The sequence below is a fragment of the Streptomyces sp. H27-H5 genome (genome assembly GCF_026627505.1).
In the GTDB taxonomy this organism is placed as follows: domain Bacteria; phylum Actinomycetota; class Actinomycetes; order Streptomycetales; family Streptomycetaceae; genus Streptomyces.
Map to the genome: position 1 here is coordinate 1 of NZ_JAPNLK010000070.1, position 21,799 is coordinate 21,799.

16 protein-coding genes and 2 pseudogenes are annotated in these 21,799 nt (G+C 70.8%); 9 read left to right on the forward strand and 9 right to left on the reverse strand.

Annotation, left to right across the window (positions count from 1 at the left end; all coding sequences use genetic code 11):
* Positions 1–370: 370 nt before the first annotated feature.
* From OTB19_RS29315 to OTB19_RS29325, 3 genes are all read left to right on the forward strand, one after another.
* A complete protein-coding gene (locus tag OTB19_RS29315; RefSeq protein WP_267801552.1) occupies positions 371–967 on the forward strand; it encodes a DUF2231 domain-containing protein in 597 nt (198 codons plus the stop codon).
* A gap of 106 nt (positions 968–1,073) precedes the next feature.
* Positions 1,074–1,385, forward strand: coding sequence for a hypothetical protein (locus OTB19_RS29320; RefSeq protein WP_267801553.1), 312 nt, complete (start codon positions 1,074–1,076; stop codon positions 1,383–1,385).
* A 113-nt stretch (positions 1,386–1,498) separates the two neighbouring features.
* Positions 1,499–2,077 carry a dihydrofolate reductase family protein gene (locus tag OTB19_RS29325; RefSeq protein ID WP_267801554.1) on the forward strand — a complete coding sequence of 193 codons (579 nt, stop codon included), beginning with the start codon at positions 1,499–1,501 and terminating at the stop codon, positions 2,075–2,077.
* A gap of 42 nt (positions 2,078–2,119) precedes the next feature.
* On the opposite strand, the gene OTB19_RS29330 is transcribed toward OTB19_RS29325, so the two are convergent.
* Positions 2,120–3,523, reverse strand: a complete 1,404-nt coding sequence (locus OTB19_RS29330) for a PLP-dependent aminotransferase family protein (RefSeq protein WP_267801555.1) — start codon at positions 3,521–3,523, stop codon at positions 2,120–2,122.
* Between the two features lie 127 nt (positions 3,524–3,650).
* On the opposite strand from OTB19_RS29330, the gene OTB19_RS29335 reads away from it, so the two are divergent.
* Positions 3,651–4,316: a YczE/YyaS/YitT family protein gene (locus OTB19_RS29335; protein ID WP_267801557.1), complete on the forward strand. Its 666-nt coding sequence runs from the start codon at positions 3,651–3,653 to the stop codon at positions 4,314–4,316.
* 95 nt (positions 4,317–4,411) lie between these two features.
* Here the strand turns inward: OTB19_RS29335 and OTB19_RS29340 are convergent, their stop codons facing one another.
* Complete coding sequence (locus OTB19_RS29340; RefSeq protein WP_267801559.1) at positions 4,412–4,927, reverse strand: hypothetical protein; 516 nt, start codon at positions 4,925–4,927, stop codon at positions 4,412–4,414.
* A gap of 166 nt (positions 4,928–5,093) precedes the next feature.
* Here OTB19_RS29340 and OTB19_RS29345 point away from each other — a divergent pair.
* The 3 genes and pseudogenes from OTB19_RS29345 to OTB19_RS29355 form a co-directional block, all read left to right on the forward strand.
* Positions 5,094–5,426, forward strand: a pseudogene (locus OTB19_RS29345) (alkyl sulfatase dimerization domain-containing protein); the annotation flags it as partial.
* Between the two features lie 415 nt (positions 5,427–5,841).
* Positions 5,842–6,514, forward strand: a pseudogene (locus OTB19_RS29350) (DUF4097 family beta strand repeat-containing protein).
* 68 nt (positions 6,515–6,582) lie between these two features.
* The gene (locus OTB19_RS29355; RefSeq protein WP_267801561.1) at positions 6,583–8,859 is read left to right on the forward strand and encodes a S9 family peptidase; all 2,277 of its coding nucleotides are present in this window, start codon (positions 6,583–6,585) and stop codon (positions 8,857–8,859) included.
* Here the strand turns inward: OTB19_RS29355 and OTB19_RS43725 are convergent.
* Positions 8,802–9,083: a DUF4232 domain-containing protein gene (locus tag OTB19_RS43725; protein ID WP_420716936.1), complete on the reverse strand. Its 282-nt coding sequence runs from the start codon at positions 9,081–9,083 to the stop codon at positions 8,802–8,804. The two genes, OTB19_RS29355 and OTB19_RS43725, sit on opposite strands and share 58 nt — an antisense overlap.
* A gap of 640 nt (positions 9,084–9,723) precedes the next feature.
* On the opposite strand from OTB19_RS43725, the gene OTB19_RS29360 reads away from it, so the two are divergent.
* Entirely contained in the window at positions 9,724–10,368 is a 645-nt protein-coding gene (locus OTB19_RS29360) for a dihydrofolate reductase family protein (protein WP_267801562.1), read from the forward strand.
* Positions 10,369–10,440: 72 nt separating this feature from the next.
* Positions 10,441–10,887, forward strand: coding sequence for a hypothetical protein (locus tag OTB19_RS29365; protein WP_267801564.1), 447 nt, complete (start codon positions 10,441–10,443; stop codon positions 10,885–10,887).
* Positions 10,888–11,042: 155 nt separating this feature from the next.
* Here OTB19_RS29365 and OTB19_RS29370 read toward each other — a convergent pair whose 3' ends face one another.
* From OTB19_RS29370 to OTB19_RS29395, 6 genes are all read right to left on the reverse strand, one after another.
* Positions 11,043–12,602 carry an FG-GAP-like repeat-containing protein gene (locus tag OTB19_RS29370; protein ID WP_267801565.1) on the reverse strand — a complete coding sequence of 520 codons (1,560 nt, stop codon included), beginning with the start codon at positions 12,600–12,602 and terminating at the stop codon, positions 11,043–11,045.
* Positions 12,603–12,830: 228 nt separating this feature from the next.
* Positions 12,831–14,402 (reverse strand): FG-GAP-like repeat-containing protein, encoded by a 1,572-nt coding sequence (locus OTB19_RS29375; RefSeq protein ID WP_267801567.1) that lies wholly within the window; start codon positions 14,400–14,402, stop codon positions 12,831–12,833.
* A gap of 89 nt (positions 14,403–14,491) precedes the next feature.
* The gene (locus OTB19_RS29380) at positions 14,492–16,945 is read right to left on the reverse strand and encodes a trypsin-like serine protease (RefSeq protein ID WP_267801569.1); all 2,454 of its coding nucleotides are present in this window, start codon (positions 16,943–16,945) and stop codon (positions 14,492–14,494) included.
* A 180-nt stretch (positions 16,946–17,125) separates the two neighbouring features.
* On the reverse strand, positions 17,126–18,763 hold the full coding sequence (locus tag OTB19_RS29385) for a trypsin-like serine protease (protein WP_267801571.1): 1,638 nt from the start codon (positions 18,761–18,763) through the stop codon (positions 17,126–17,128).
* A 312-nt stretch (positions 18,764–19,075) separates the two neighbouring features.
* Positions 19,076–20,833: a trypsin-like serine protease gene (locus OTB19_RS29390; RefSeq protein ID WP_267801572.1), complete on the reverse strand. Its 1,758-nt coding sequence runs from the start codon at positions 20,831–20,833 to the stop codon at positions 19,076–19,078.
* A 248-nt stretch (positions 20,834–21,081) separates the two neighbouring features.
* Positions 21,082–21,603: a hypothetical protein gene (locus OTB19_RS29395; RefSeq protein WP_267801574.1), complete on the reverse strand. Its 522-nt coding sequence runs from the start codon at positions 21,601–21,603 to the stop codon at positions 21,082–21,084.
* Positions 21,604–21,799: the final 196 nt, after the last annotated feature.

Genomic DNA, 21,799 nt, shown 5'->3' on the forward strand with positions numbered 1-21,799 from the left:
CTCCGGCCACGACCGCGGCGACATCGACACAACAAGCCCCTCCCCGGCCGGACCCTACCGACACAGGAACAACCTGCCCACCCGCTCCCACCAGCACCCTCAGCCACACGAATTAACCATCAGGGTCTCTGGGGGCCGCAAACGGCGGGTACGGGTTCCGCTACGGCTGCGTCTTCCCGCCCGGCGCGCCCTCATGCCGACCGCCGCCGGCTCCCGCTGCCCGCTGCCTCCCGCTCCCTCCTGATGGTCGCGGTGGCCGTGGCGTCGTGGCAGGGGCGGGGTCACTCGGGAGGCTGACGTCGCAGGGCCTTGTGGGCGCACGCGCCCGGTCGCCGGCGGGGTGCCGTGCGAGGGCGGGTAGGTGCTGCGCATGGACACTCACACCTCCGACCTTCCCGGCCCCCCTGCCCTGGCCGCCCCGCCCGGCCGATCCGTGCTGGGGACGGTTTCGACCCGGTGGCTGACGGCCCTGGACCGTATCGAGCACGCCACGCAGGCCGACCCGGCCGTGCGGGCCCTGCAGAAGGCGATCCGTTCGCTGCCCCTGGGCGGGGCGCGTGACCATCTTCGCGGGCGGGCCCTGGGCCACCCCGTCCATCCCGTTCTGGTGCAGGTGCCCATCGGCTGTTGGTTGTCGGCCGCGGTCCTGGACTTCGTACCGGGAGCGCAGTGCGGGGCAACCGTCCTCACGGCGGTGGGCCTGGCCGGTGTGGCCCCGGCTGCCGTGGCCGGCTGGGTCGACTGGGCCGACCTCCCACCCGAGCAGGCCCGGGTGGGACTCGCCCACGCGGCCTCCAACGCCGTCGCGGTCACCTGCTACGTCATCGCCCTCACGAACCGACTGGGCGGCCGGCGGACGAAGGGCCGACTGTGGTCGATGGCAGGGCTGACCGCCGTCGCCGTCACCGGCGCGCTCGGCGGTCACGTCGCCTACCGGCAGGCGGTCGGGGCGTACCCGGCGGGCTAGCCACGGCCACGGCCACGGCCACGGTCACGGCGACGGCCACGGGCCGGGCGGCAGGCGTTCGGCTCAAGGTTGGTTGTTGTCCGCCCGGTGTGGGCAGTCGGTTCCCGTGACTCGGAAACCCCCGCCGGACACCACCCCGGACGGTCACCACGTCGTCATCGGCGGACGGCGCTGGCGCGCCACCGACCCGGCCATCCCCGATGACGTCGGCGCCCGCCTGCGCGTCCACCTGATGGCTGCCCGCCGGGCCGTCGGCGTCGCGCTCCGCGCCCACGACCCCGCGGCCGAGCGGGCCGCCCGGGACAGGGTGCAGTGGGCGAAGGTGGCCCTGGGGGAGCGGGGCACCCCTTGGTGGGAGCAGAGCCCCGAGGAACGGCGTACGCGCTGGCAGGACGGCCTGACCGCGTTGGACGCCTAGACAGTGTCGTACCGGGCCGTGTCGCGAGGCCCCCGGGCCCCGTCGTGCAGCACAGTCGTGTGACGGCCGGCGGGTCATCATGTCGAATCACCGGTTCCCGAGGAGGACTTCCGATGCGCAGCGTGACCTACTCGATGGGTGTCTCCCTCGATGGATACATCGTCGGGCCGGACGGCGGGTTCGACTGGACGCCGCCCGACGAGGAAGTCTTCCGCTTCGCCATCGACCAGATCCGGGAGGTCGGCGTCCACCTGTTGGGACGACGGCTGTACGAGGCGATGCTCTACTGGGAGACCGTCGACCAGGGTCCGTCGCTCGACGACTCGACGCGTGAGTGGACCGCGCTCTGGAACGCGCTCCCCAAGGTGGTGTTCTCCACCACGCTGTCGACGGTACGGGGCAATGCCCGCCTGGCCTCCGGCGACCTCGCGGAGGAGATCGCGCGCTTGCGGGCCGAGCCCGGGGAGGGCAACATCGCGATCGGCGGCGCGCAACTCGCCGCCGAGGCCGCCGCATTGGGTTTCATCGACGAGTACCGGCCCAAGGTCTACCCGGTGCTGGTCGGCGGTGGCATTCCGTTCTTTCCCCGGGATGAGCGCCGGTTGGATCTCGAACTCGTCGAGACCCGCACGTTCACGTCGAGCGTCCACTACCTCCGCTACCGCGTGGCGCGCCGGGCCCCGAGTACCTGACCCTGAAGCCGGCTGCCAGGCGTCCTGACGCCGTCGTCGCCCTCATGCGACGGGTGCGGGGGTGTGCGTTCCGGTGGCGCCGTGACGGAGCGCCTGTTCCGCTCGTGCGAGTCTGCGGATTCCCTCGATCAGTTGCTCGGGTGGGAGCGTGTACGGCAGTCGGATGTTGCGTTCGAAAGCACCTCCGACCCCGAAGCGTGGTCCGGCCGCGATCGTCACCCCGTGGTCGGGTGCCACGGCTGCGAGCCGGGAGCTGATGGGCTCGCGGAACGTCGCCCAGAGCGTCACGCCTCCGACCGGTTGCAGGGTGTGGACGTCCGGGAGGTACTCGGTGAGTGCGCGCCCCAGCGCGTCACGTTGCGCCCTGAGGTGCCGGAGCGAGTCGGACCGCCGTGTCTGATGTCCATTCAGAAGTGCTGCTGTCGCGAGCTGTTCGACGACAGGGGTGCCGAGGTCCGTGGTGGGACGGGCTTGCGCGACGCGTTCCAGGAGGGAGGGCAACGCCCGGATCCACCCCGTGCGCAGGCCGCCCCAGACGCTCTTGGACACCGAGCCGATACTGATGGCTGTCGGCATGTGCACGGCCAGAGGTTCCGGGGGCGGAACGTCCAGAGCCAGATCGGTCATCGTCTCGTCGACGACCGTGGGGCAGGTGAGCGTGAGCTGTCGGCGCACGCCCGCGGGCATGCACATCCCCGTCGGGTTGTGGAAGTCGGGAATCAGGTAGGCCAGGTGCGCGGCCCGCCCCGCGGCGTGGAGTTGCTCGATGTCCCAGCCGGCAGAGCCCACCGCGGATCCCACCGGGACGGGCAGGAGGCGGGCGCGCGCTTCCGTGAAGGTCGTGATCGCGTGCGGGTAGGTCGGATGGTCGACGAGGACCGTGTCGCGCGGCGAGACGAGTACGCGCGTCAGGAGCGCCAGCGCGTGCTGCGCACCGTTGGTGATCAGGATGTGATCGGGCCGGGTGGGCAATCCTCGTCGTTCGTACCACCGGGCGACTGCTTCGCGCAGTTCCGCGGTGCCGTACCGGTCGTAACCGTGGCGCTCGAAATGGCGTGGCAGCTGTTCGAGAGCCATCGCGAACGCGGCGTGGAGGATCTCGACGGGCGCGGCCGGCGCGGCGAACGACAGGTCGATGGTCTCCGCGTCCGTGCGCGGCGGGTTGCGGGGCGTCGTGTCGCCGGGCAGCCGTACCGTCGCCCTGGTACGGGCCTGTGTGGCGAGGTATCCGTGCTCGACCAGCGTGCGGAACGCGGCACCGACCGTGGTCCTGCTGGTGCCGAGCGCGGTGGCCAGGTCACGCTCGCTCGGCAGGACCGCACCCAGGCAGACACGTCCATCCAGGATGAGCAGACGCAGCCGGTCGGAGAGCCGTTGGTGCGCCGGCCCCGGCCCCTCCTGCCACGGCCCCAACATCCGGGTCACCGCGTGCGAGCTGATCTTCACCCGACCAGCATAGTCAATCTGGCTATGGAACCCAGGGCCAGATCACTCGGAGACTCGCCGCATGGCACCTCCGGCACCTCCTTCCTCCACGGCACACACCCCCGCCACCGCTCCACACGACCCGCCCGTGACACCCCTGATCCCGCGCATGAACGCGCTCGCCCAGATCCGGGCAGCCCGGAAAGCGCGTCGCATCCCCCAACTCCTGCTCGGCTTGGCGGGGTACGGGGCCGCCGTGATGCTCCTCGTCCAGTCCGGACTCGGCGCCGCCGGCTGGAACGTGCTCACGGAAGGGACGGCCAAGTCCCTCGGAATCTCGTTCGGTTGGGCGACCAACCTGATCTCGCTGCTCGTGCTCCTGGCATGGATCCCCCTGCGAGAACCGCCCGGGCTCGGCACGCTCCTCAACGTGGCGATCGTCGGGTTCGCCGCCGATGCCACCGCGGCCGTGCTCCCCCACCCCCAAGGACCACTCACCCAGGTCGGATACCTCGCCCTCGGCCTGGTCGCACTCGCGTTCTTCGACGCGCTCTACCTCGGCGCGCAGTTCGGCTCGGGACCGCGCGACGGCATCATGACCGGACTCGTACGACTCACCCACCTGCCCCTCGCCGTGGTCCGCACCGGCATCGAGGTCACCGTCGCCGGCGCCGGATGGCTGCTGGGCGGAACCCTCGGCGTCGGAACGGTACTGATCGCACTGTGCATGGGGCCTCTCGTCGGCTGCTTCCTGCCGCTGGTGGCGGTCCGCCTTCCTGAGGCTCCCGCGCCCACCACACGGCGCAGTCGATGAAGGCCCTCCACACCACCCTCCTGAACCTCTCGGGTTCCACCACGTCTGTCAGGTGTCCGAGAGGCCTGCGAGTCCTGCGAGTTCTGTCAGGCCTGTCAGGGCGAGGCCGGGGAGGGTGCCGGCGGTGCCGAAGGCGTGAGCGCGGTCGCGGGCGGTGAGGTGACGGCGGAGGGGGTGCCGGCGCCGTCCACGCACATCAGCGACATGACGATCAGCGGCTGGATGCCTTGGGCCACCTGTCCTCCGGGGAGGCCTGCCGTGACCGTCCAGTTGTTCTTCGTCAGGGTGAGCGTCCGGCTGCCCAGGTCGGGACCGGTCTGCCAGCCGTGCTCGGAACGTGCGCGCGCGAAGGCCGCCTTGAGGGCGGCGTCCACCGTTTCCGGCGCGTGCCGTCCCGAGAGTCGTTCGAGGCAGATGCCGTTGACGTTCGAGGGCTCCCGCTCCATGGTGATGCCCTCCGCCGCCAGCACGGACGTCATCTCCGCCACCGCCGTGTCCGCAGGCAGCGGCGGGCCCGAGAACCGGGGCGGCAGCGGGCCGAGATCCTGTAGCGGATGGACGCAGGCCGTCACCGTCGCCGTCATCAGTGCCGTCATGACCAGGAACGCCACGGCTGTGCGCCTCGGTCGTCGTCGCACGATGATCCCCACCTTGTCTGCTCTCTGCATCGGCCACGTGCCACATGTCACGTGCCACCTGCCATCGCCCCTCGGCCATGTGTACGGCCGGTCAGTCTCCCATCCCGCTGATCTTGACGGACCACCGGCTCCGCGCCGCCGCGGCTACTACGGTTTCCTCAGCCACAACGTGAAGGCCATCCACCAGCGCTACATGGGCATGGGCTGGTTCGACGGCAACCCCGCCCACCTGTGGGAACACCCGCCCGTCGAGCAGGGCCGCCGCTACGCCGCCGACTACGGCGGCGTTCCCGCACTGGTCGCCAAAGGCCAGGAGTGCGCCGCCTCCGGGGACCTGCGCTTCGCCGCGACGCTGCTCGGGCACGCGGTCTTCACCGCCCCCGACGACACGGCCGCCAAGCAGGCACTGGCCGCGGTGTACGACAAGCTCGGCCACGGCTCGGAGAATGGCACCTGGCGCAACTTCCACCTCCAGATGCCGGTGTCCACAGTCGGCAAGCCGGGCGGCGGGCGCAGCCGGAACCGCTGCGCCGCGTCGGCCCGGTAGGCCACCGCGTTGTCCGACGGGGTGACGGGTGCGCCGTGGAGTGACTCCACCACGACTGCCGGCGTCTCGCCGTGCTCCCGCCACGCCATGACGTCCGGGGGCGGACGCTCGTACGTCTCCTCGACGTTTCCTGGGCCCCCGGCATCTCGGCCATAGCGTTCACTCTCATTTCATTGCAACGCGCGGCAGAGCAGTTGTTGCATTAGATGCCGTTCTGTTGCAACGATGTAGGGCATCTGAACTGCCATTATGGCCACTTCGCTCGATAGGTACGTTGCTCATCTGTAGAACGCAACGTAGCGTTTCCCTCATCGGAAACAATGAAGCGAAGGAAGACATCATGCTGAAGTTCGACACCACCGCCCCGATCTCGGCCGTTCTCGACATCCCCGCCGGCCGTATCCGGTTCATCGCCGCCGACCGCGCCGACACCGCCGTCGAGGTCCTGCCCGAGGACGCCTCGAAGGGCCGCGACGTGAAGGCGGCCGAGCAGATCACCGTCGACTACCGCGACGGAGTCCTGCGGATCGAGACCGCATCGGCGAAGAGCCGGATCCTGGGCACCTCCTCCGGATCCGTCGAGGTGACCGTTCAACTGCCCGCCGGTTCCCACGTCGAGGCGAAGACCGCCGCAGGCGAGTTCCGGGGCGTCGGCCGGCTCGGTGACGTGACCTTCGAGGGCGCAGGGCACGGTCAAGCTCGACGAGACCGCGAGCGCCCGCCTCACCCTCCTCGCCGGTGACATCTCCGTCGGCCGCCTGGCCGGGCCCGCACACCTCACCACTCAGAAGGGCGACCTCCACATCGCCGAGGCCGTGAGCGGCACGGTGGAGCTGCGCACCGAGGCCGGTGACATCTCGGTCGGCGCGGCCCGTGGAGTGTCCGCCTCCCTGGACGCCGGCACCGGCCACGGCCGCATCCACAACGCACTCCGGAACACCGAAGGCGCCACCGCCGCGCTGACCCTCCACGCGACCACCACCTACGGCGACATCACCGCCCACAGCCTCTGACCGACACCGACACCGACACCGACACCGACACCGACACCGAGATCGAAAGCGACAGGGGCCAACAGAGAATGACCACCACTCAGGACTACCAAGCCGCAGAACAACTCTTCCGCCGCCCCGTTCGCCCCGGCGAGCTCGTCATCGGCGACAAGGTCAGACCGCAGTGGATCGATGGCGGCGCCCGCTTCCTGTACGCCGTGAGTACGGGCGCCGGCCGCCGGTTCGTCCTGGTCGACCCGGCGGCCGGCACCCGCGAGCCGGCCTTCGACCACGCGCGGCTCGCCGACGCCCTGGCCGCGGCCTCCGAGCAGCAGGTCGACCCCGAGGCCCTGCCGTTCACGGCCATCGAACTGGCGGACGCCGCAGTGGAGTTCGTCGCGTTCGGCGAGTACTGGCGCTGCCGCCTGGGCGGCTACGCCTGCGAGCGGGCCGAGTTCACACCGCCCGGCAACCCCCTGGAAGTGCCGTCCCCCGACAAGAAGATCGCGGTGTCCCGGCGAGGGCACGACCTGTGGGCGCGCTCGCTGTCCGACGGCCGCGAGTGGGCGCTGACCACCGACGGCGCCCCCGACCACCAGTACGGCCCCGGCCCGCAGAGCACGGCCAACGGCACCCTGCTGCGCAAGATAGGCCTCCCCCACCTGCCGCCCGCCGTTGCCTGGTCGCCCGACTCGACGAAGGTGCTGGCGCACCGGACCGACGAGCGCGCAGTCCGCCTGACCCACCTCGTGGAGGCCAGGCCCGCCGACGGCGGCGCACCCCGCCTGCACACGCAGCGGTACGCCTACGCCGGGGACGAGCACCTGCCGCTGGCCGAACTGGTCGTGCTGGACGTCGTCGAGGGCACGGTGGTCCGCGCACAGGCCGAACCGCTGCTCATGCCGCAGCTGTCGCCGATCACGGCCAAGTGGGCGTGGTGGGCCCCGGACGGCTCGGCGGTGTACTACCTCGACCGGCCGCGCGACCTGCGCACGCTCACCCTGTACCGGATGGACCCGATCACCGGCGAGGTGACCGCGGTGCTCAGCGAGACCGGTTCCACCCGGGTGGAACCCAACCAGTGGATGTACGAGCCGCCGCTCGTACGCATCCTCGCCGACGAGGTGCTGTGGTACTCGCAGCGGGACGGCTGGGGTCACCTGTACCGCTACGACCTGCGCACCGGCGAACTGCTCGGGCAGGTCACGTCCGGTGAGTGGGCGGTGCGGCAGATCCTGCGCGTCGACGAGGCCGAGCGGGTGGTGTACTTCACCGCCTCCGGGCTGGTCGACGAGGATCCGTACCGGCGCACGGTGTGCCGGGTCGCCCTGGACGGCTCCGACTTCGCCAAGGTCACGGACGACGCGCTGGACCACGTCGTCACCCTGCCGGACCACCAGGAGTACTTCATCGACTCCGCGTCCACCGTCGACACCCCGCCCGTGACCCGCGTCCTGGATTGGACCGGGCGCGTGCTGGTCGAGCTGGAGCGCGCCGACACAGGCAAGCTCACCGCCATCGGCTGGACGGCGCCGGAACGGTTCCGCGTCAGGGCGGCCGACGGGGTGACGGACATCCACGGAGTGCTCTACCGACCCCGCGGGTTCGACCCCGCCCGGCGCTACCCGGTGGTGGACAACGTCTACCCCGGCCCGCAGCTCGACCGGGTCGCCCCGTCCTTCGACCCCGGCGCGATGGGCCTCGACGCGGAACCCCTCGCGGCGTTGGGCTTCGTGGTGGTGGCACTGGACGGGCGGGGCACCCCGGGGCGGAGCAAGTCCTTCCACGACGCCTCGTACGGCCGGTTGGCCGACGCCGGCTGCCTCGCCGACCATGTCGCGGCGCTGCGGCAGCTGGCCCGTACCCGCCCGTGGATGGACCTGGACCGGGTCGGCGTGATGGGTCACTCAGGAGGCGGGTTCGCCGCGGCGCGGGCCATGCTGGACTTCCCCGAGGTGTTCAAGGTCGGGGTCGCACTCTCCGGTTCCCACGACGCCCCTCACTTCAACCCGGGTTTCGTGGAGACCTACGACGGCGCGGACAACCCCGAGGCCTGGGCCCGTACCTCCAACGTGGACATCGCGGACCGACTGGCCGGCAAACTCCTGCTCGTCCACGGCGAATTGGACGACCAGGTCCACCCGGACCACACACTGCGCCTGGCCGACCGGCTCATCGCCGCCGACAAGGACTTCGAGCTGCTCATCGTGCCGGGGGCCGAGCACACGTTCATCGACTGCCTGACCTACGTCCGCAAGCGCTCCTGGGACTTCCTCGTGCGCGAGCTGATGGGTACGCAGCCGCCCGCCTACCGCCCGGCCCCGATCCCTCTCGGCCCCGAGCTGCTCGGCGAACTGTTCGCCTGAGTGGGCGAGTGGGCGAGTGGGCAAGCGGCGAGTGGGCAAGCGGGGAAGCGTGGAGACGGCAAGCGGGCAAGCGGGCCGTTCGCGAACACCCCCACGAGCCGGCCGTGGCCGTTCTCCAGCCGCAGCACCGGGTGGCTGCGCAGCTTGCACGGCTTGGTCCCCGTGTTGGTGACGGTCAGCAGGAGCTTCGAGTCGTCCTTCGCGGGCGGCACGGCCCACTCCACCGTGACGTTCGTGTACTCGTCGGGGCAGTTGCCGTCGATGCCCGTGGGATCTCCCTCGGCCTCGCCCGGACGGCCCGGCCCGGAAGAGGACGCGGAGGGCTTCGCGGAGGACGGTACGGAGGGCTTTCCCGAAGACGGCGCGGAGGGCTTCCCCGAGGACGGCGCGGAGGCCGAGGGGGAGGTGGGGGACTTCGGCGGCGGGGTGGCGCCGGCCTTGTCGTCGCTCGGCCCGCAGGCCGTGGCGGCCAGGAGCGAGGCGGCGGCGAGGCCGAGGGCGCCGAGCGTTCTGGCTTGGGTGGTCTTGCTGACGTACCGGGATGGGTTGGGTTCGGTGAAGATGCCCGCCCCGGGCCCGGATTCACGCCCGCGTACGGACCGTTACAGCACGCGCACGTGGTGGTTACGGTTCCGTTGGGAGCGAGCCTGCCACCGTGAGTCGGCGCTCCACGGTGAGCCGGCGTTCCACGGTGAGCGAGCCCGCCACGGCGAAGGAGCGTGCGGCCCACCGAGCCCGGACCGCGCCGTACGGAATGGCGGGTGGAACGGTTCAAGGTGTTCGTTCGATGATGCTTCAAGAGAGGCGCGGCGCCCGCGCCACCCTCTGAATCGATCACCGCTGTCGCGATCACAGGAGGAACACGTGGCTCAGCTGCTGAGAGTCCAGAACTTCAACGTCTCGATCGACGGAATCGGCGCCGGCGAGGACCAGACCCTCGAACGGCCCTTCGGCCATGTCGAGCCCGGGAGGCTGTTCGCCTGGGCCGGCGCCACGGCGAGCTGGCCCATGCGCACCGACCCCGGAGGGAGCCGGGGCCTGGACGACTACCTCACCCGGGACTACCCCCGAAACATCGGCGCCGAGATCATGGGCCGCAACAAGTTCGGGCCCCAGCGGGGGCCCTGGCAGGACCACGACTGGCAGGGCTGGTGGGGCGACGAGCCCCCCTTCCGTACGCCGGTGTTCGTGATGACCCACCACAAGCGTCCTTCGTTCAGCCTTTCCGACACCACGTTCCACTTCGTCGACGAAGACCCGGCCACGGTCCTCCAACTGGCGCGGGAAGCGGCGCAGGGCAGGGACGTTCGCCTCGGTGGGGGAGCGACCACCATCCGGGAGTTCCTCGACGCCGACCTCGTCGACACCCTGCACGTGGCGGTCTCACCGATGAAGCTCGGGACCGGTGTGCGGCTGTGGGAGTCGCCCGATGAGCTGCTCGACCGGTTCCACCTGGACGTCGTTCCCAGCCCGAGCGGAGTGACGCACCACCTGTTCTGGAGGAAGTGAACGATCCGGGCACGGGCCCTACCCGGTTCCGGTGGTTCCTGACAGCATCACAGGACCGAACAAGGGGGGCCCATGCGCATCCGCGTCCGCTTATCCACCGTCGCCACCACCGCCATCGCCACCGCGCTGCTGCTGACCGGGTGCAGCTCGACCCCGGCCGAGAAACTGGAGGACTGGTGGTCCTCCGGGGGTGAGAGCCGGGTCAAAGGGCTCTCCGACACCGCGGGCCAGGTCAACGCGGTGAGCATGCGTCCGATGGACGTCTGGAGCACCACTTGCCAGGAACTGCTGGCGGAGGTCGGCAAGGCCAAGAAGCTCGACACCATCCCGAGCGAGAACGCCCGGGGGTTCTGGACGGAAGCCCTGACCGCCTTCGAACACGGCGGCAACGAGTGCGTCGACGGAGCCGCCAAGAAGGACGAGCCCAGGGCCTCCGAGGGCATCCGCGAGGTACAGAAGGGCATCGGCCGACTGGCCTCCGCCATGTCCTTGATCCGGAGTGACCTGCAGGCCAAGTGACCGGTCGCCAATTGACCTGTGGTCAGATGACTTGGTGGCCAAATGACCTCATGTCCAAGCGTGGCCACGCGACCCGGTGGCCACGCGACTCGGTGGCCACGTGCCCCGGTAGGGCTACCGACAGCCCTACCGCAGACCAGACACGGCGGGCGTGGTCACGAACCGTCGGGGATCCTGCCCAGATTGGTCCAGCCCGTGGGGGAGGGGTCGCCGCCGTTGAAGGCGTAGACGGTGGTCGGGCCGTCGCCCTCCTGGACGAGGTAGTCGGCGTGGGCGTCGGCGGTGAGATCGGCGAGTTGGACGCGTTCGTGCGCTGTGGTGACGCCGGACGCGGTCTGGCCGACACCGCGCCAGCCACCGTGGCGGTCGCCGCCGCGGTTGAGGTAGGTCGTCAGGCTGCCGTTCGGGTTGACGGTGGAGTAGTCGGCCCGTCCGTCGCCGTCGAGGTCGGCCAACCGGACGCGGGCGCGGTCGGTGGTGGTGCCGGTGGCGATCTGACCCAGGTCGACCCAGCCGACCGCCCCCGGGGTGTCGCCCCCGCGGTTGAGGTGGACGTTGACGGCTCCGGAGTCCGAGATCCTCCAGTAGTCGGCGCGTCCGTCACCGTCGAAGTCGGCGAAACGCACCTGCTGGTGCGCGGGCGTGGTGCCCCGAGCGATCCGGCCGATGCCCTCCCAGCCGTTGGGTCCGGTGACGTCGCCCCCGCGATTGAGGTAGGCGGTGACGGAGCCGTCCGGGGCGATGTACAGGTAGTCGGCGCGCCCGTCGCCGTCATGGTCGGCGAAGCGTACGCGGGTACGGTCCGTGGTGACGCCGGTGGCGACACGGCCGATGTCCTGCCAGGTCCCGGCGCCCGCTCCCCCGCGGTTGAGGCGGGCGCGGACCTCTCCGGAGTCGGCGACGGTCAGCTCGTCGGTCCGTCCGTCGCCGTCGACGTCGGCCCACCGGACGCGTCCGGCGCCTCCCGCCTCGGTGCCGGCCCGCGGAGCCGGAGCGGATCGGGTCCAGCCGTCGGTGACGGCCTGCTCCAGGCCCTGGTGATAGGCGGCGGCCATCTTGCGGTAGCCGGCGTCGTTGGGGTGCAGGCCGTCGGGCAGTTCCGTCGCAGGGTTCAGGCGCGGGGGCTCGACGTAGGTCAGGTGCCGACCGGTGGCGGAGCGGGCGGCGACCGCGGCCCGCACGGCGGCGTTGAAGGTGTTCGTACGCTCGTACTGGCCGCGCGTGTCGGGCAGCAGCCCCTGGACGATGACGGTGACGCCGGGCTTGTTGGCGTGGACGCGGTCGATGAGCGAGACCAGCTCGGCCGAGGCGCCCTCGGGTTCGGCGTTGTGGGAGTTGAGGTCGTTGATGCCCAGGTGCAGCAGGATGACGTCGGGTGCGGCGGCCGCCTGCCACCGGTCGATGTTGTCCCGGATCCCGCCAATGGTCCAGCCGCTGTGCCCTTCGTTGTCCGGGTCGACGGTGGTGCCGAACGAGCCGGAGCCGACGTAGTCGGCGGTGTAGCGGGACTGGCCGGTCATCAGATCCCAGAGCCGGGACCGGTATCCGGCCTCGTCGGAGCTGCCCGCGCCGGCGGTGATGGAGTCGCCCAGCGGCATGATCCTCACGAGCGGCGCGGCCGGCTGCGGGGCCGCGGCGGCCGGTGTGACGCCCAGGCCGAGTGCGGCGGTGACACCTGCGGTCAGGACCAGGGCCAGGGAGGTGCTGCGTCGCATCGTCGTGCTGTCCTTCGGGGGTGAGGGCGGCGCACGACACGAGACGTGAGCCGTGCTGAGGGAGGGGTGGGGCGAGCCCAGGGGGAGGGGCGCAACGGACGCCGCCCCCGGTTCCCCCGCAAGGGAACCGGAGGCGGTCGATCACGCTGGGTCGCTCGCGCCGGGTCGATCACGTCGAGCCGTGCGGAATGTCCCTCCCGGCGGGGCGGGAGGAGCGGGAGCCCGAGGTCAGGAGCCGCTGGCGACCTTGCCGAGGTCGGTCCAGCCGTTGCCCTTGTCGCCGCCGTTCCACGCGAAGACGGACGCGCTGTTGCCGGCGCCGGCCAGTACGTAGTCGGCATGGGTGTCGGCGTTGAAGTCGACGAACTGGACCCGGGTGTGATCGGTGGTCAGACCGGCCGCGATCTGACCGACGACCTGCCAGCCGGTGTTCGGTACGACGTCGCCGCCCCGGTTGAGGTAGAGGTCGACCTTGCCGTCGGGCTTGACGGCGAAATAGTCGGCCTTGCCGTCACCGTCGTTGTCGGCGAAGCGGACCCGGTTGCGGTCACTGGTCGCGCCCGTGGTGATCTGGCCGAGGACCTGCCAGCCGTTGTCCGGGACCACGTCGCCGCCCCGGTTGAGATAGGCGGTGACGGCGCCGCCGTCGTTGAAGACGAGGTAGTCGGTGCGGCCGTCACCGTCCCAGTCCGCGAAGCGGACCTTGCTCGCGTCGTTGGTGACACCCCGGGCGATCTTGCCGGTACCGCTCCAGCCGCCGCGGCCGTCGCCGCCCCGGTTGAGGTAGGCCTCCACGGATCCATCGGTGTTGATGACGAGGTAGTCGGCCTTGCCGTCGCCGTCCCAGTCCGCGAAGCGGACCCGGTTGCGGTCGGCGGTCACGCCTTCGGCCACCTTGCCCAGGCCCTGCCAGCCGCCGCGGCCGTCGCCACCCCGGTTGAGGTAGACCTCGACGCTGCCGCTGTCGGCGACGTTGATGTAGTCCGGCTTGCCGTCACCGTCCCAGTCCGCCCACCGGATCCGGCCACTGCCACCCGCCTCGTTGACCGCCGCCGACCGGCGCGGCGCGATGGTCTGGGCGATCCACGGCGCGAGGTCGTCGACGCGGGCGGAGACGGCTCCCGTACGGGTCTCGGTGGGGTTGGTGCCGAGGCAACCACCCTGCCAGGAGCGGCTGTTGACGGCGACGAGTTCACCGGCGGCGTTGAGGAGCGGGCCGCCGGTGTCGCCCTTGCAGAGGGCGTCGGCACCCTTGCCCGTGAGGGCCAGGGTGGTGGCGTCGCTGCTGTTCAGGGTGAACGTACCGGTGTGCGGCTTGCCCGGGACCCACTCCGTCTTCGTACGCCCGAAGCCGGCCGCGGTGAGGTCGGTACCGGCCTCCGGGGCCTTGGCGGCGACCTTGGCGGTGACCGCGCCCCGCGCGGGCAGTGCCAGCCGGGCCAGGACCAGGTCGCGCTCCGAGCGCGGTGCGAGCTCCGTGACCTCACGGGTGTCCCCACCGGCCAGGGTGAGGGTGGCCTTCACCGCGGGCTTGCCGGCGGCGACCGGCTGACCCGCCGTGCCGGCGAGGCAACTGGCGGCGGTGGCGATCCACCACTCGTCGATCAGGGTCGCGGTGCAGGCACGGCTGTCGGCCTCGTCGCCGACGTTCAGCTTGAGCACGGCGGGGTGTTGTCCGACGGATGCCTCGGCGCCGGTGAGGGCCTGGGCGGGCAGGGCGGACGCGATGCCGAGGGTGACCACGGTCGCGGTCACGACCAGGCCGGACATCCGCGTCGAGCGCGGACGGAGAACAGACATGAATGTTCCTTGGGGAGAGCGGTGTGCGGGGCGGCACGCAGCCGGGCAGCGGACGCCGCCGCAGACGGTCACGTGCGGGAGCGGGGGGACTACTTGGTGGCGCTCGCGGTGATGTCGGTCGGGCCGGTGAGGGCGCCCGGGATCTGGCGGAAGGGGGTCCAGGTGTCGGTCGTGGTGTCGAGCGTCGTGCTCTGGACCTTGCCGCCGGCCCCGATGGCGTACACGTGGACGTTGTTCCCGGCGGTGGCTTCGGCGAGGCGGGTGAGGCCGGTACCGCCGGTCCTGGTCCAGTCGGGGTTCCAGCGCCCGGCCGTGTAGTTGCCGAGCTGGTACCACAGGGCGTTGTCGGAGCCGATGACACCGAGGTGGACGTTGTCGCCGACGATGCCGGCCGCGATGTCCTTGACACCGGTGATCCCGCCGGTCAGCTCGCCCCAGACGGTCCAGTTCCCGGTGCGGGTGTCGAGGTCGTGGCCGAGGACCTTGCCGTTGTTGACGGCGTAGACGCGGACCTGGGTGCCTGCGCTGACACTGGTGATGCCGGTCAGTCCGGTGGTCGTACCGACCCTGTTCCACTGCGTGTTCCAGCGGCCCGCGTCGTAGTTGCCGATCTGGGAGTACTGGCCGCCGTCGCTGCCGATGATCTGCAGGTGGGTGTTGTTGCCGACGAGCGCGGCGGTGATGTCCTTGACGCCCTCGGCGCCGCCGGGGACGAGGCTCCAGGCGGTCCACGTTCCGTTGCGGGTGTCGAGGTCGCGGCCGTACACCTTGCCCGCGGCGACACCGTAGTAGCGGACCACGTCGCCCGCCGTCACGCTGGTGAGGTGGGTGACCTCGATCCCGCCGACCTGCGCCCACTGGGCGCCGAACCGGCCGGTGGCCAGGCTGCCGTTCTGGGAGTACATCGTGTGGGTGCCGCCGGCGGCCAGGGCGATCTTCGAGGGGGCGACGGACACGGCCGCGGCCACGTCGGTGGTCCCGGAGATGCCGCCCTGGAGCTCCTTGAACGGGCTCCAGGTGTTGCCGGTGGTGTTCAACGTGGCGGTGTTGATCCTGCCGTCGCCGCCGATGGCGTAGACCTCGACACCGCTGCCGTTGGGAATGCTGGTGACGTTGGTGAAGCCGGCACCGGCCGTCTTCGTCCACCGCTCGTCCCAGTGGCCGGCGTCGTAGTTCCCGTACTGCGTGTACAGGGCCCCTTCGCCGCCGACGATCTGCACATGGACGTTGTTGCCGACGGTGGAGGAGGCGATGTCCTGCGCACCCGCCGCGCCGCCGGGGACCTCGCCCCACGGGGTCCAGCTGCCGTTGAGGGTGTTCAGATCACGGCCGAAGACCTTGCCGCCGCTGATGGCCAGGACCCGTACGGTCGTGCCCGCCGCGGTGCTGGTGACACGGGTCAGGCCCGAGGAACTGACGGCCGTCCACCTGTCGTTCCAACGACCCGCCTTGTAGTCGGCGACCTGGGAGTACAGGTTGCCCTCGGATCCGACGATCTGGACGTGGACACTGGTGCCGACCAGCGCCGCGGAGATGTCCTTCGCACCCGCCGCGCCGCCGGGGACCTCGCCCCAGCCCGACCAGGTGCCGGTTCGCACGTTCAGGTCCTGGCCGTAGACCTTGCCACCCGCGATGCCGTAGGCGCGGACGAGTTCACCGTCACGAACGGTGCTCACCCGCGAGATGTCCTGGCCGTTGACCTTGGCCCACGAGGTGCCGTACTCCCCGTAGCCGAGGTCGCCGAACTGCGACCACATGACCCCGCCGCCCCCGGCGAGCAGCGACACCTGACCGGCGGTGCGCGGGGCGATCGCCTGGTCGATCCACTCACGGAGGTCGTCGACGCGGGCGGAGACGGCTCCGGTGCGGGTTTCGGTGGGGTTGGTGCCGAGGCAACCGCCTTGCCAGGAGCGGCTGTTGATGGCGACGAGTTCGCCGGCGGCGTTGAGGAGCGGGCCGCCGGTGTCGCCCTTGCAGAGGGAGTCGGTGCCCTTGCCGGTGATGGAGAGGGTGGTGGCGTCCGCGGCGGTGACGGTGAAGGCGCCGGTGTGGGGCTTGCCCGGTACCCACTCGGTTGCCGTCCGGCCGAAGCCTGCGGCCGTCACGTCGCCGCCCGCCGCCGGAGCGGCGCCGGCGCGCTTGACCGGGGCGATGCCGGTGACGGGGGCCGCAAGGCGGGCCAGGACGAGGTCCCGGTCGGAGGCGCTCGCGGAAACCTCGACGATCCCGCTGTTCCGACCGTCGCTCAACGTCGCGGTGGTCTTCAGGGCGGGCGCCCCGGCGGGCACCGCCGCACCGGGAGTGGTGGCGAAGCAGCTCGCGGCGGTCAGGACCCAACGGGCGTCGACGAGGGTGCCGGTGCAGGCTCGGCTGTTGGCCTCGTCGCCGATGTTCAGTTTCACGACGGCGGTGTGCGCGCCGGTCGTCGCCTCGGGGCCGGTGACCGCTTGGGCGGGGCCGGCCGAGACCAGGCCCGCGGCGACCGCGGTCGCCGTGACGAGCAGGCTGGTCATCCGCGCCGGGCGGGGAAGAATCGTGGTCATGCGGAGCTTCCTTGGGGGAGTCGAGTGGGTACGCGATGACGCGCGAGACGTGGTGTTGTGCGTGCGGGGGCCGCCGCCGAAGGCAGCGGATCCGGGGGCGCGTGGCACACGGCCCCGCTCGCTCCGGGACGCTGGTCCTGGGGCGAGCGGGGCCGGGCGGACGGTCGATCCGGGTCTCGGTCAGCCGTTCCAGGTGGGGGTCATCGCGAGGTGGCCGGGTGCTGCGGGCAGGCCCTGGAGGGCTACCGGCGTGGGGGAGTCCCAGGTGCGGTCCGCGTGGCGGGTGGTGTGGAGGACCTTGCCGTCGGCGGTGGTCACGGCAACCTGGACCTCGCCGTTGACGGCGGCTGCGGAGACCGACTTCGCGGTCACGGTGCCCAGGACGTCCTTCAGCTCGCCGAAGGGGGCCCAGGTGCCGTTGAAGTTGCGAATGGTGTGGTACTGGCGGGCCCCGTTGTCGGTGGCGATGACGAAGTGGGCCTCGTCGCCGCTGCCGGCGGCGCTGATCGCGGTGATGGGGCCGGTGTTGCCGGCGGCCTGGGCGACGTTGCCCCAACCGAGCCAGTTCCCGTTGGTCTGGCGGATCGAGTGGTAGGCCTTGCCGCCGGAGACGAGGGCGACCTGGAGCTCACCGCGGACGCTCGCGGTGGCCGCGGCCGTGACGTTGCCGACGGAGCCGCTGGAGATGTCCTTGAACTTCGACCACTGGCCGTCCGCGGTGCGGACGGTGTGGAAGGCCTTGCCGTCGGCGACGGCGATGACGTGGAGGTCCCAGCCGGTGTTCGTGGCGGACACCTGGGTGAGGTTGCCGAGGGTGGCGGCCTGGGAGAACACGTCGCCGAAGGTGCCCCAGGTGCCGTCCTGCTTGCGGACGGTGTGGAAGAGCCCGCCGCTGTTGCTGATGGCGAGGACGTGGGTGTCGCCGTTCATGCCGACGGCCGCGGAGGACCTGATGCCGTTGAGGCTGCCGGCCTTGGCCTGGACGTCGGTGAAGTCGGTCCAGGAACCGTCGGGCATACGGACACCCTGGTAGAGGCTGCTGCCCGACTGCACCAGGGCCTGGGTCTTCCAACCCGGGGCGCGGGAACGGTACCCGTCGATCCACTCACGGAGGTCGTCGACGCGGGCGGAGACGGCTCCGGTGCGGGTTTCGGTGGGGTTGGTGCCGAGGCAACCTCCCTGCCAGGAGCGGCTGTTGATGGCGACGAGTTCGCCGGCGGCGTTGAGGAGGGGGCCGCCGGTGTCGCCCTTGCAGAGGGCGTCGGTGCCCTTGCCGGTGATGGAGAGGGTGGTGGCGTCCGCGGCGGTGACGGTGAAGGCGCCGGTGTGGGGCTTGGCGGGCACCCACTCGGTCTTCGTCCGCCCGAACCCGGCCGCGGTCGTGTCCGTACCGGCGGCGGGAGCGGTGGTGGCGCGCTTGACACCGGTGAGGCCGGTGGCCGGGGTGGCCAGGCGGGCGAGGACCACATCGCGATCCGTGCGCGGAGCGATCTCGGCGACCTCGACGGCCTTGTCGTCGCTGAGGGTCGCGATGGTCTTCAGGGCGGGCTTGCCGGCGGGGACCGTCTGACCAGGCGTGGTGGCGAAGCAGCTCGCCGCGGTCAGGACCCAGGAGGCGTCGACGAGGGTGCCGGTGCAGGCGCGGCTGTTGGCCTCGTCGCCGATGTTCAGCTTGACGACGGAGGAGTGCCGGCCCGCCGGGGATTCCGGGCCGGTCACTGCTTGGGCGGTACCGGCGTTGACCAGGCCGGCGGTGAGCGCCGTCGTGGTCACGAGGAGACCGGTCATCCGCGCCGGGCGCGGACGGAGAACAGACATGTGGAGCATCCTTTGAGCCGGGAGTCGGTGCGCGGGCGCGCGTGAGGAGAGCGAATGCACGGCAACTGCCGTTCGTGGAAGCGCAGTTCTGTCAGGATGGGGCGGACGGGGGCCATCGGTGCATCGCAGCCCCCGAGTACCCGCCGGACCCGTGTTCCGGGGCGTGGCCCCGCGACGCGGGGGCCCGGTCGGTCAGGCCCCCGCGCGGGGTGGTTCGGTTCAGGCCCTTCGGCCACCCGGGCCGCCCGCCCCAGGGCAGGGAGGGGTCAGACGCGCTTCGATCCGGGGGTCAGAAGCGGTTCCACCTGGAGGTCAGACGCGGTTCCACTTGGCGTTGGCGCCGTTGCCGCAGGCCCACAGGCCGACGGCGGAACCGTCGGCGGTCGCCTCGCTGAAGACGTTCACACACTGGTCGGGCTTCAGGGCGCTGGCGATGGTGGTTCCGTCGTAGTTCCACTTCTGCTCGGCGCGGCCGTCGCAGGTGAGGGCCTTGAGCCGCGACGTCTGCGGGGCGCCGGTCTCGGCGGTCAGGCACAGGTTGCCGTCGAGGCGCATTTCCTTGGCGGGGGTGTAGTCCCACTGCTGGTTGGATCCGCCCCAGCAGCCGTAGATGGTGGCTTTGGCCCCGTCGAAGTCCAGGCAGCGGTTCGACTGGGCGCCGACCAGGCTGCTGCTGCCCCAACGCGGGCCGCCTTCCTTCCAACGCACGGTCAGACTGCCGTTGTTGTCCAGGGTGGCGTAGGAACCGTCGCCGCCGTGAGTGCCGGTGGCCCACAGGGCTCCAGTGTTGGTGCCCTTCTTGTACAGGACGAGGTTGCCGTCGGCCTGCATGGACAGGTACGAACCCCAGTCCCAGGTGTACTTGCCCCACACCTCGCGGCTGGTGGCCACGTCGCGGACGAGGACGTTGCCCTGGATGTCCATCATCAGGACGTTCTTGCCGTTGGTCAGCCAGTGACCGGGCATGAGCTTCGCGCCGGAGGCAAGCTTGTCACCGCGGGGGTAGGTGTCGGAGTGCCACAGGTGGCCGCCGATGCCGTGGCCGCCGTCCTTGGTGTAGACGACGAGGTTCGCGTCGCCCTGGAGTTCCAGGCGGGCGCTCGCGTTGCCGGCGGTGCCGGACGCCCACAGGGCGCCCGTGGCTTCGTCGCCGGTGGAGCCCTTCTTGTAGACGACGAAGTTGCCGTCGGGCTGCATCCTGGCGAACGCGCCCGGGTTGCCGCCGGTGCCCGACGCCCACAGGGCGCCACCCTTGTTCTGTCCGCCGGTGCGGTGGTACAGGACCAGGTTGCCGTCGTCCTGCATGATCAACTGGGCGTTTTCGGAAGCGAGGGTCTCGCCCGACCGCAGGGTCTGGCCGCTCTTGACGACGACGGGGCGCTGCCGCGCCGAGTCGAGCCAGCCGGCCAGGCCGTCGACACGGGCCGCGACCGCGTTGGTACGGGTCTCCGTCGGGTCGGTGCCGAGGCAGCCGCCCTGCCAGGACCTGCTGCCCACGCCGACGATCTCCCCGGCCGCGTTGAGCAGCGGAGCGCCCGTGTCTCCCTTGCACAGCGCGTCCGCGGCGGTCTTGCCGACGACGTCGAACGCACCGGCGTTCGTGCCGGTCACGCTGAAGTTGGCCTGGTGGAGCCGGTCGGACACCCACTCCGTCTTCGTGCGTCCGTAGCCCGCGCCGACGAGCTGCGCGCCCTGGATCGGGGCGGCCGTGGCGAGCTTCGCCGGGGTGATGTCGGTGACCGAGCGCTCCAGCCGGGCCAGGACCAGGTCTCGGTCGTCGCGGGGAACGAGATCGATGACTTTGAGGGTCTGACCGTTGCTCAAGGTGGCGGTGGCGGGCTGCTGCGGCTGCCCGGCCGGGACGGTCTCTCCCGGGGTGCCGGCGAAGCAACTGGCGGCGGCGGCCAACCACTGGTCATCGACCAGAGCGGCGGTGCACGCCCGGGCTGTGGCCTCGGAACCGATGCTCAGCCGGGCGGCGAACGCGTACTTCCCTGCGGTGGCGGGAGTCCCCACCACGGCTTCGGCGGTGCCGGCGGACAGCAGCGAAGCGGCGATGCCTGCTGTCATGCAGGCAGCCAACCACTTCGGTCTCGGACGGACGAAGGACATGCTTCCTCTTCTTGTAGGACTCTTCACGCGGTCAACCGGCGCGCGGCCGGGAGGTAAGAGCGGTGGTTCGAGAGCGTGCGGGCACGGACGTGCGAGCTCCGCCGGTGGTGCGGTGCGCGGGGCAGTGTGCAAGGGGCGGTGAGGGAGGTGCGGGCTTCGCTCCTACCGCCGCCGCCCGTAACCCTTGCGGCCCAATCTGATGGTGGTCAGCCGGTGATACGGAGTTCGACGAGCACAGAGCGCTTCGCTCCTGAGGGGATGTCACCTTCGCCCACGGGCTTGAAGTCGTCCTGCGGTACGTCGATCGTCTTCGTCTGCCCCTCGGCGGTCAGGTCCGCGCTGATGGAGTGGTCGGCGGTCTCCAGCGAGGTGACGCGAGGCAGTTCCAGAGTGAGGAAGCCCAACTTGCCCGTGGCTCCGAAGCAGTACACCCCGGCCCTGCCGGTAGCCGCATCGGAGACGGTCCTCACCTTGATCTGGGGGACATTCGGGTTGCAATCAGCGAGCAGAAGACGGCCGTCACCCTTGAGGATCTTGATCCCCTTTTCGATGAGGATCTTGTCTGCATTCGGGTAGGAGAAGTCCTCGATGGCGAAAGGAGGAGCGTCGTTCGATGCGGAAGCTGTAGCCGCCGTGGACGACGTGGCAGAGGCGAGGGCGGGGAGACCAATCACTACGGCGGCGCAGGCGGTTCCACCGATGAAGATGTTTCTGATAAGCGAAGTCATCGATTTTTCCTTTTCCGGGAAGGGGCGATATGGATCCCCAAGCCCGTGTGTGTGAGAGATGTGAAGGAGATCTTCGTCGCGCAGCGTAGCGCCCTGACCTGCTGCTTCGTCAAATTCATAGAACCAGGAGTTATTGCTAAAAAACTGACAAAATGGCACAAATTAGAAGGCGAGTGTGTCGCGAATGCTTCGCTGC